The organism is Brevundimonas sp., from assembly GCF_041688735.1.
Classification (GTDB): Bacteria; Pseudomonadota; Alphaproteobacteria; order Caulobacterales; family Caulobacteraceae; genus Brevundimonas.
The window spans coordinates 1-9,971 of the sequence record NZ_JBDNHO010000113.1 but is presented as its reverse complement, the minus strand read 5'-3'; the positions used below and the strand labels follow the sequence as shown (position 1 = coordinate 9,971).

Sequence of the window (9,971 nt, the reverse complement as noted above, 5' to 3'; positions counted from 1 at the left end):
GACAGCGGGAAATATGGCTTGATCCGACGCATCTGCTTGTTCGTCAGCCAAAACAGATCACTCATGACAGGCTCCTCCTGCCACCAGTGAATCAGATCGCCACGACCGTGTGAATCCCTTTAATGGGTCCTGAGCCTAGGCCCGGCAGTCATAGGCCAAGCATAAAGCGAGACTGTAAATCGCAGTTTAGGAAAGGCCACCGGCCGATTGTCGGCGACGTTTAAAGCATCCCATTCTTCGTTCCCGAGTCTTGGCTTGAAAATTCCGAAGGTCCGCATCGGGTCGGAAGCGGACAGGCCGCTAAGGGTGGCTAGCGGACTCTCGGCAGATGTCTTTACTGCCGCCTTTTTGGCGGTGGCACGGGGTTGGCGGACAACATCTCATCTACGATTATCAGGTGGCGGCTCATTCCCAAGTGGCCGTAGTGGCCGGGATATGTCGCTCGGCGCCCTACAAACTCTATTGCATAGGCTTGGTGTCCACCGGTGAGGAGAGGCTCGGGTCGAGTAAATTCTAGCGAGGTGGCGTCGGGTGAATAGGACCGTACGACGGGCGACGCGGTCGCGTTGGGTAGAAATTCCTCGTCTTCACCCTCGTCAAGCCAAATGCCGCGCATCCGCTCTGGCGGGTTGAAGCGAAAGCATTCCTTGGAGCCGATAAACGCCTGCACATCACCGTAAGCGTCTTTTTCTTTACGAAAACACGGCCAGTAGACCCAGCCAGCATAGCCAAGTTGGATGGCTGCCCTGTCCCATGGGTTCTTATACGGAGCCGCGAGGGACGAGCGGTCAGAACAGGCACATAGGCCCAGCAGCAAGAGCATGGATAAGAGAGTGCGCGTCATGATCGGAGGAGCCTATATTCAAGGATCGGAGTGCGCCACTCAACTTCCGCTACGGTTCGAGAGCCTTCTATCTCCGATATCCCGATAGCCGACATGCCGCGCTTCCAGATCGGGTGGTCAGCAGACTGGCAGCGCGGTAGCGTATCGAATGCTTCAAGCCCGACTAATGGACGACTTCGACGGCGCGACGACCCTGCTCATATGGGGCGACAATGCTGGCATGCTCTCCCTGCTGGAGTGCCTGTCAGGCATTGTTGAGGGTGTCTCGGAAGTCGTCGTGGGCGAAGATCAGAACACGGTGACTGTTAGCGTGGTCGCCCAGGCTGTTAGATCACATGTCAGCGTGAGCGGTGGCCTGCGCTGGGAATGCTCCAACGATACGTTGCGACGGGCGGGTGACCTGATTGGTCCGCTCTTGCAGGCGTCCGGCCATCAGTACCTCGATGCCGATGGCGAGGCCGAGCAGGTAATGATCTCGGCGAACGAATACCCGGCAGACCTGCGCCCGTAGCAACGTCCGCAACGGGACGAGAGCGGTCGACGGCACGGCCCGGAACTCGCCCATTAAAAAAGCGGACGCCGTCTCCGGCGCCCGCCTTTCTCGACCACGCCCGACCCAACTCACGCGGTCGGACGAACGGTTCCGCTACCAGCGACGGTCGTAACGATAGTCGCGGTCGCTGCGGTTCTGATAGCTGCGCCACTGGCCATGGTTCCGCCAGAAGCGGCCCTCGCGGTAGTAGCCGCGGCCGGAATAGGTGCGGCCTTCCTGGTATCCGCTCTGGCCGTAGCCGTAGCCGTAGCCTTGGTTCTGGTTTCGATCACGGCTGTTGATGCCGTGCTCGCGCTCCCAGTGACCCTGGTTACGGTAGCAGCGGCTGTCGCGGTAATATTGGCACTTCTCGCCGCGATAGGTGTTCTGGTCATAGCCGTAGCGGCCATTGTTGCCTGTGGCGGCCAGAACGCCCCGAACGATAGCGCCCAGGACAGGGTCGCTGCCGTAGGACTGGGCGCTGGCCGGGGTCGCCGTCGCCAGACCCATGGCCAGGGCGGCGGCCGCGCCGGCTCCCAAGGCCTTGAGGGGGATCAGTTCACGCATCGGATTGCTCCTCGCTGGACGCCGATCGCTCGGCAATTCCCGCAATGTAGGCGTCCGGGCCTGAACGCGGGTGGAGCGCGCCGTTCAGGCTCCAGTCATCCGCGCGCCGGTTCAGCGCCGGAATTCGGAACACGTCACGCTTGACGCGGCCGCCCGGCCAACCTACTTGCCGCTCGCGTTAGCACTCGGACGTCATGGCTGCCAAAAGCGCCGCGCCGAGCCTCGATCGATTCTTGTTGGAGACAAAGAAATGGCGTTTCGTCCGCTCGGCGACCGCGTGCTCGTGAAGCGCGTGGAAGAAGAATCCAAGACCAAGGGCGGGATCATCATCCCCGACACCGCCAAGGAAAAGCCCCAGGAAGGCGAAGTCGTCTCCGTCGGCCCCGGTGCCCGTGACGAAGACGGCAAGCACATCGCCATGGACCTGAAGGCCGGCGACCGCATCCTGTTCGGCAAATGGTCGGGCACCGAGGTCAAGCTGGAAGGCGAAGACCTGATCATAATGAAAGAGTCGGACGTCCTCGGCGTCCTGGGCTGACCCCGGCTCCGGCCCGCTCCGGGCCTGTTGAAGTTCGAGTCTTCTCTTTCATTCACCCGAAATTCTGGAAAAATTAAAAATGGCTGCCAAACAAGTTCAGTTCTCCACCGACGCCCGCGAGAAGATGCTGCGTGGGGTCAACATCCTGGCCAATGCGGTCAAGGTCACCCTGGGTCCCAAGGGCCGCAACGTGGTGATCCAGAAATCCTTCGGCGCCCCGCGCTCGACCAAGGACGGCGTCACCGTCGCCAAAGAGATCGAGCTGGAGGACGCCTTCGAGAACATGGGCGCCCAGCTGATCCGCGAAGTCGCCTCCAAGACCAATGACAAGGCCGGCGACGGCACCACCACCGCCACCGTCCTGGCCCAGTCGATCGTCCAGGAAGGCCTCAAGGCCGTGGCCGCCGGCATGAACCCGATGGATCTGAAGCGCGGCATTGATAAGGCCGTCACCGCCGTCCTGGCCGAGATCAAATCGACCAGCCGCAAGGTCAGCGCCAACTCCGAGATCGCCCAGGTCGGCACCATCTCGGCCAATGGCGACAAGGAAGTCGGCGACATGATCGCCAAGGCCATGGAAAAGGTCGGCAACGAAGGCGTCATCACGGTTGAAGAAGCCAAGACCGCCGAAACCGAGCTCGACGTCGTCGAAGGCATGCAGTTCGACCGCGGCTATCTGAGCCCCTATTTCATCACCAACGCCGACAAGATGGAGGTTCAGCTCGAGGAGCCCCTGATCATGCTTCACGAGAAGAAGCTGTCGTCGCTGCAGTCGATGCTGCCGATCCTGGAAGCCGTGGTCCAGTCGGGTCGCCCGCTGCTGATCATCGCCGAGGACATCGAGGGCGAGGCCCTGGCCACGCTGGTGGTCAACAAGCTGCGCGGCGGCCTGCGGGTCGCGGCCGTCAAGGCCCCCGGGTTTGGCGATCGTCGCAAGTCGATGCTGGAAGACATCGCCGTCCTGACCGGCGGCCAGGTCATCTCGGAAGACCTCGGCATCAAGCTGGAGAATGTCACCATCGACATGCTCGGCAAGGCCAAGAAGGTCACCATCACCAAGGACGACACCACCATCGTCGACGGCGTCGGTGAGAAGGCCGCGATCGAGGCCCGTATCGGCCAGATCAAGAAGCAGATCGAGGACACCACCTCGGACTACGACAAGGAAAAGCTGCAGGAACGTCTGGCCAAACTGGCCGGCGGCGTTGCCGTGATCCGCGTCGGTGGCTCGACCGAAGTCGAGGTCAAGGAAAAGAAGGACCGCGTCGACGACGCCCTCAACGCCACCCGCGCGGCCGTTGAGGAAGGCATCGTCCCCGGCGGCGGCATCGCGCTGCTGAAGGCGACCAAGGCACTCGAAGGCCTGAAAGGCGACAACGCCGATCAGACCGCCGGCATCGCCATCATCCGCCGCGCCATCCAGGCCCCGATCCGTCAGATCGTCGAAAACGCCGGCGTCGAGGGCTCGATCGTGGTCGGCAAGGTGCTCGAGAACCCCTCGCCCACCTATGGCTTCAACGCCCAGACGGAAGAATACGTCGACATGATCAAGGCCGGCGTCATCGACCCCGCCAAGGTCGTGCGCACCGCCCTGCAGGACGCCGCCTCCGTGGCCGGCATCCTGATCACCACCGAAGCGGCCGTGGCCGACGCTCCCAAAAAGGGCTCGGGCGGCGGTGCCGGCGGCGGCATGGGCGGCGGCATGGGCGGCATGGGCGACATGGACTTTTAAGTCCGACGCTCGGCTCAGGCTGAACGAAAAGAACCTCCGGTCCGCAAGGGCCGGGGGCTTCTTTTTGCGCCCCGCCCGGCCGCCGGCGCGCCCTCAGGCGAAATCCCGGGCCGTGAACACCGACACCAGACGGATGCCGTGGTCCGCGAGAAATTCCGTCGCGCCCTCCTGACGATCCACCAGCACCAGCGCCACCTCGACACTGCCGCCCGCCGCGCGGACGTCCTCGGCGGCCTTGAGGATGGAGCCGCCGCTGGTGGCGACGTCGTCGGCGATCAGCACGCGCGCGCCGGACAGGGTCTCGGTCGCGGACAGGCCCTCGATGACGTCGCGGGTGCCGTGCGCCTTGGCGGCCTTGCGGGTGAAGAAGGTCCTGACCGGACGGCCCTCGATATCGCTGAGCGCGGCCAGGGCGGCGATCACCGGCACCGCCCCCATCTCCGGCCCGCCGACGAAATCGACGGTCTCGGCGTCGACCCTGGCGAGCAGGGCCCGGGCCGACAGATGCGCGCCGCGCGGCGTCATCATGGTCGGTTTCAGGTTGAAATACAGGGTGCTCTCCTTGCCCGAGGCGAGGGTGAACCGCCCCGAGCGGAACGAGCGCTCGCGGATGATCTGCAGCAGTTCGGCTTCGAAATCGGCGCGCGCGGCATCTGCCATGATGGGTCCTTGCGGTCGGGGTTCGGGGCCGTGCGGCCCGCGAGTGTGGTGGGGCCTGTACAGACGGATGCAGGGGGGTGAGTCAACCGTGCGGGGGCGGGGGTGGCCCGCATAGCGATTACGACGGAAGCGGGGGTGGCCGACGGAGCCGACACGGGCCACGCTGGCAGCAGGGGTGGCTAAGCCACAAGTCTAACAGGCGGATGGGCTGGCGCGGGCGGCGTGGTGGACGGGCGCGCACCCCGGGCAGAGGCCGGAGCGCGACGACGGGCGCACCGGGGTTCCGGGTTCCGCTACGCGGCTGCGGAATGACGGGGCTTGGTGACCGTCAGCGCCTCTGCTGAATGTCGATGGAACCTCAGTCTTCCTCGAGCGGCGGTAGGCCGGCTTCCTTGCGGGCGGCGGCGGCGGCTTTCTTTTCGGCCTTGGCGGCGGCCTTTTCGGCGGCCTTCTTGGCGTCGGCGCGGTCGCGTTCCTGGCGTTCGAAACTGTAGTTGGGTTTGCGGGCCATGAAGGTCTCTCTTTCTTTGCGCTATCGCGCTTCGCGCGACTTGAGCGCGGGGGGGAGGGGCGCTGCTCCAGCGCCGTCTGTTCCCCAAAGTGGGGCAAGCGGGGCGGCGGGGCAACCGTTGACGGTCAATCGACGGCGACGATTTCCACGGTCTGGCCGGCGACGACGGCTTCGTCGCCGGTGGTCTTGCCCATCAGGGCGACGGCGAGCGGCGAGACATGGCTGACGGATCCGGCGGCGGGGTCGGCCTCGTCCTCGCCGGTGATGCGCCAGGTCTGGGCCCGGCCGTCGGCGCGCGCGATGGTCACCGAGCCGCCGAAACGGACCCGGCCGTCGGGCTCGGTCTCGACCAACTGGGCGGTGGCGCGGCGGGCCGACCAGTAGCGCAGGTCGCGGGTGGCGCGGGCCATGGCGGTGCGGTCGGCCTCGATGTCCCCCTTGGCCTGGGCGGCACTGTAGGCGGCGCGGGCCGCGGCCAGGGCGGTGTCGATCGCGGCCAGGCCCGAGGGCGTGACCAGGTTCGGGTGGGGCGAAATCGGACGGTCGGGAAGATCGGCGGCCGTGGCCTCCAGATCCTCCTCGCGGGTGAAGGCGACGCTCATGGGACACAAGCGTATGCCGTGGACGGGCGTTCCGGTCTAGGACAGGGCCATGACCGCATCAGACAAGACCGTCCACGTCATCGGCGCCGGCCCCGCCGGCCTCGCCGCCGCCGAACGCCTGGCCCAGGCCGGGACGACCGTCGTGGTGCACGAGGCCATGCCCTCGGCCGCCCGCAAATTCCTGATGGCCGGGCGCGGCGGGCTGAACCTGACGCATTCCGAGGACATCGAGCCCTTCACCGCCCGCTATGCCGAGGCCGCGCCCACGGTCGGCGCTTGGCTGGAGCGGTTCTCGCCCACCCGGCTGATCGGCTGGACCGAAGGGCTGGGCCAGCCGACCTTCGTCGGCTCTTCCGGCCGGGTGTTTCCGCGCGCGATGAAGGCCTCGCCCCTGTTGCGGGCGTGGCTGGCGCGGCTGGCCGGGCTCGGCGTGACCTTGCGGACCCGCTCGCGCTGGACCGGACGGCGCGACGGCGGCTTCGTTTTCGCCACGCCCGACGGCGCGGTCGTGGAGCGGCCCGACGCCGTGGTCCTGGCCATGGGCGGGGCCAGCTGGCCGCGCCTGGGCTCGGACGGCGCCTGGAAGCCGGAACTGGAAGCGGCGGGCGTCGCCGTGGCTCCGTTCCGCCCCTCCAACGTCGGCTTCGACGTGGCCTGGTCCGATATCTTCGCCGACCGGTTCGCCGGTCAACCGTTGAAGCCCGTCGCCCTGACCCACGAAGACCGCACGGTGCGCGGCGAGGCCATGGTCACCCGCCACGGTCTGGAAGGCGGCGCGGTCTATGCCCTGTCGGCCGCCCTGCGCGACGCGGTCGAACGCGACGGAGCCGCGTCCCTGATCGTGGACCTCCGGCCCGACCTGTCCATCGACGCGCTGGCGGGACGATTGAGCAAGCCCCGAGGCAAGGACAGCGCCACCAACTGGCTGCGCAAGGTCGCCGGCTTGTCGCCCGCCGCCGTCGGCCTACTGCGCGAAATCCCCGGCGACCTGCCCGCCGGGGCCGACAAGCTGGCGCGGCGCATCAAGGCTGTTCGCCTGACCCTGACCGGCGTTCAGGGTCTGGATCGCGCCATCTCCTCGGCCGGGGGCGTGCGGCTGGACCAGGTCGACGACGACCTGATGCTGACGGCCGTGCCCGGCGTCTTCGTGGCCGGCGAGATGCTGGACTGGGAGGCACCGACAGGGGGCTATCTGCTTCAGGCCTCCATCGCCTCGGGTATCGTCGCGGCCGAAGGCGCGCTGGACTGGCTCGAACGAGAGGCGTCGGCCAGGAGCGACGCATGACCGTCCCGACCAACATCCATGGCCTGTGCCCCGACCGTTTCGCCGCCGTGAGGGCCGCCTTCGCCGCCAATTTCACCGAGGCGCCCGAGGGGCTGAACGAGCAGGCGGCGCGGTTCAGTGTCTGCATCGAGGGAGAGGTCGTGATCGACCTGTGGGGCGGCTGGGCCGATGCGGCGAAGACCGTGCCCTATGACCAGAACACGCTGACGCCGGTGTTCTCGACCGGCAAGGCGGTCATGGCCCTGCTGATCGCGACCTGCGTCGAGCGCGGCGTGCTGGACTATGACACGCCGGTCGCCTCGTACTGGCCGGCGTTTGGGCAGGCGAGCAAGGACGCGGTCACGGTCGGCCAGATGATGAGCCATCAGGCGGGCCTGCCGGGGTTCGCGGAGACGGTCGATCCGACGATCTGGTTTGATCGTCAGGCGGTTCTGGACCGGCTGGCGGCACAGGCCCCGATGTGGCCGCCGGGGACGGCGTCGGGCTATCACCCCATCACCATCGGCTTTCTGGCGGGCGAACTGTTTCGGCTGGCGGACGGGCGCAGCATGGGCGCCGCCCTGCGCGAGGATTTCGCCGCCCCGTTCGGTCTGGACCTTTGGGTCGGACTGCCCGAGGCCGAGCATGGCCGGGTGGCGTCGTTGCGTAAACCCGCCTCTGCGCCCGACCTGGGGACCATAGACTCGATCAAGACTTCGGCCTTCCTCGACCGGGGTTCGGCTCCGGGGGGGCGCGGCTCGACCGCGTGGCGGGCGATGGAAATGCCCTCGGCCAATCTGCACGGGACCGCACGGGATCTGGCGCGGATCATGGGGGTGATGGCCAATGGAGGAAGGCTGGATGGGCAGACGGTGCTGTCGCCCGGCGTGCTGGCCGAGATGCTGCGCGAGCGGATCCACGGACGCGACAAGGTCGTGCCGTTCGACGTCGGCTGGGCGGCGGGGCTGATGCGCAACGAAGGCCCCTACATCTTCGGGCCCAATCCGACGGCGGTGGGCCACTGCGGCTGGGGTGGCTCCTGCGCCTTTGCCGATCCGGACGCACGGGTGTCGGGGGCCTATGTGATGACGCGGCAATCGCCGCACCTGATCGGGGACCCGCGGGCGGTGCGGTTGATCGGGGCGTTTTACGGTCGCTAGTGATTAGTGGCGAGTGGCGAGTGGCGAGTGATTAGTGATCAGTGGTTGCCGGTTCGCGCGTCGCGAATTGGGGATCAGGCGGCGAGACGTATCGGTCACTCGCCACTAACCACTCCGTCTCGGTGCCGTCAGTCCACCGATGATTCCGGCCGCCACGGCGCAGGCAGCGCAGACCAGCATCACCACCCGGAAGGCCGCGTGGAACGCCTCGACGGCCGAGGGCTGAAGAGACGCCCCGTCGCCGCCCGCCATCACCCGGCCCAGCAGGGCGCGCGCCTCCGGTTCATCCACGCCCGCCACGAATACGGCCGAGAGGACGACGCCCAGCAGGGCGACGGCCAACAGTCCCGCGATCCGGGCGACGGCGTTGTTGACGCCCGAGGCGATGCCGCTGTGGCCGGGCTCGACCGCGCCCATGACGGCGGCGGTCAGGGGACCGACGGCCAGGGTCATGCCGATCGCCAGCACTGTCATCCCCGCCAGTGGCCCGTTGACATAGCCGGCGCCGGGCCCGGGCAGGGCCAGCAGGGCGAGGCCGATGCCGGCGAGGATGGGACCGATGCTCAGCGACAGCCGCGCTCCGAAACGGTCGGCCAGCTTGCCGGCGAAACCCGAGAACAGACCCATGATCACGGCGAACGGCAGCATGGCGGCGCCGGCCATCGTCGCGCTGAAGCCCTGCACCCGGATCAGGTCGTAGGGCAGGAAGAACATCGCGCCGGACAGGGCGAAATAAAGCAGCAGCGTCAGCAGGTTGATCCCGCTGAACACGGACGACCGGAACAGGCCCAGCGGCATCATCGGATGACGCTGGCGCGCCTCGACCCAGACGAAGACGGCCAGCAGGAGAACGCCGCCGATCAGGCCGCCGAGGATGGCTGGATGGCGCCAGCCGAGGTCGGGCGCGGCGGTCAGGCTCCAGGTCAGGGCCCCAAGGCCGGTCATGGCCAGAAGGGCGCCGAGCCAGTCCAGCCCCCGGGCCTCGTCGTCGCGGCTCTCGGGCACGGTGCGCAGGGCGACGACCACCGTCACGACGGCCAGCGGGATGTTGATCCAGAAGATGAAGCGCCAGTCGGCCTGGTCCGCCAGCCAGCCGCCGACCAGCGGACCGACCATGCCGAAGATGGCCCCTGCCCCGGCCCACGTCCCGAAGGCCTTGCCGCGTTCTCCGGGTGGGAAGGTCGCGCCGATCAGAGCAAGGGCACCCGGCGTCAGCAGCGCCGCGCCCAAGCCTTGCGCGGCCCGCCCCGCGATCAGCAGTTCGACCGTCGGTGCCAGTCCGCAGGCGATCGAGGCGAGGGCGAAGACGGCGACGCCGATCAGGAACACCAGCCTGCGCCCGAACCGGTCGCCCGCCGCCCCGCCGATCAGGACCAGGGCACCCAGCGTCAGCAGATAGGCGTTCGACACCCATTGTACGGCGGCGGGGCCCGCGCCGAGGTCGCTCTGGATCGCCGGCAGGGCAACGCCGAGGGCCGAGCCGTCGATGAAGGTCAGGCTGGAGCCGAGGACGGTGGCGGCGAGTATCCAGCGTTTGCGGGCGGTGGACAGGGCTGGAGCT

10 protein-coding genes are annotated in these 9,971 nt (G+C 67.4%); 5 read left to right on the top strand and 5 right to left on the bottom strand.

The window, feature by feature from the left end; all coding sequences use genetic code 11:
- The first annotated feature begins 1,010 nt into the window (after positions 1 to 1,010).
- The gene (locus tag ACESMO_RS11820; RefSeq protein ID WP_372708344.1) at positions 1,011 to 1,355 is read left to right on the top strand and encodes a hypothetical protein; all 345 of its coding nucleotides are present in this window, start codon (positions 1,011 to 1,013) and stop codon (positions 1,353 to 1,355) included.
- Positions 1,356 to 1,490: 135 nt separating this feature from the next.
- Here the strand turns inward: ACESMO_RS11820 and ACESMO_RS11815 are convergent, their stop codons facing one another.
- A complete protein-coding gene (locus ACESMO_RS11815; RefSeq protein WP_372708343.1) occupies positions 1,491 to 1,943 on the bottom strand; it encodes a hypothetical protein in 453 nt (150 codons plus the stop codon).
- 250 nt (positions 1,944 to 2,193) lie between these two features.
- Here ACESMO_RS11815 and groES point away from each other — a divergent pair, with 250 nt between their 5' ends.
- Positions 2,194 to 2,481, top strand: a complete 288-nt coding sequence (groES, locus tag ACESMO_RS11810) for a co-chaperone GroES (RefSeq protein ID WP_372708342.1) — start codon at positions 2,194 to 2,196, stop codon at positions 2,479 to 2,481.
- Between the two features lie 79 nt (positions 2,482 to 2,560).
- Positions 2,561 to 4,213, top strand: a complete 1,653-nt coding sequence (groL, locus tag ACESMO_RS11805; protein ID WP_372708341.1) for a chaperonin GroEL — start codon at positions 2,561 to 2,563, stop codon at positions 4,211 to 4,213.
- Between the two features lie 93 nt (positions 4,214 to 4,306).
- Here groL and pyrE read toward each other — a convergent pair whose 3' ends face one another.
- The 3 genes from pyrE to greA all read right to left on the bottom strand — a co-directional run bounded on the left by pyrE (position 4,307) and on the right by greA (position 5,986).
- Entirely contained in the window at positions 4,307 to 4,873 is a 567-nt protein-coding gene (gene pyrE, locus ACESMO_RS11800) for an orotate phosphoribosyltransferase (RefSeq protein ID WP_372708340.1), read from the bottom strand.
- Between the two features lie 358 nt (positions 4,874 to 5,231).
- Positions 5,232 to 5,384, bottom strand: coding sequence for a hypothetical protein (locus tag ACESMO_RS11795; RefSeq protein WP_200943719.1), 153 nt, complete (start codon positions 5,382 to 5,384; stop codon positions 5,232 to 5,234).
- 125 nt (positions 5,385 to 5,509) lie between these two features.
- Positions 5,510 to 5,986: a transcription elongation factor GreA gene (gene greA / locus ACESMO_RS11790; RefSeq protein WP_372708339.1), complete on the bottom strand. Its 477-nt coding sequence runs from the start codon at positions 5,984 to 5,986 to the stop codon at positions 5,510 to 5,512.
- 49 nt (positions 5,987 to 6,035) lie between these two features.
- Here greA and ACESMO_RS11785 point away from each other — a divergent pair, with 49 nt between their 5' ends.
- Both ACESMO_RS11785 and ACESMO_RS11780 read left to right on the top strand, forming a co-directional pair.
- Positions 6,036 to 7,271 carry a TIGR03862 family flavoprotein gene (locus tag ACESMO_RS11785; protein WP_372708338.1) on the top strand — a complete coding sequence of 412 codons (1,236 nt, stop codon included), beginning with the start codon at positions 6,036 to 6,038 and terminating at the stop codon, positions 7,269 to 7,271.
- Positions 7,268 to 8,410 carry a serine hydrolase domain-containing protein gene (locus ACESMO_RS11780; protein WP_372708337.1) on the top strand — a complete coding sequence of 381 codons (1,143 nt, stop codon included), beginning with the start codon at positions 7,268 to 7,270 and terminating at the stop codon, positions 8,408 to 8,410. The genes ACESMO_RS11785 and ACESMO_RS11780 overlap by 4 nt, the downstream gene beginning before the upstream one ends.
- 105 nt (positions 8,411 to 8,515) lie before the next feature.
- Here ACESMO_RS11780 and ACESMO_RS11775 read toward each other — a convergent pair.
- A partial coding sequence (locus tag ACESMO_RS11775; protein WP_372708336.1) for an MFS transporter occupies positions 8,516 to 9,971 on the bottom strand: 1,456 nt, incomplete at its 5' end.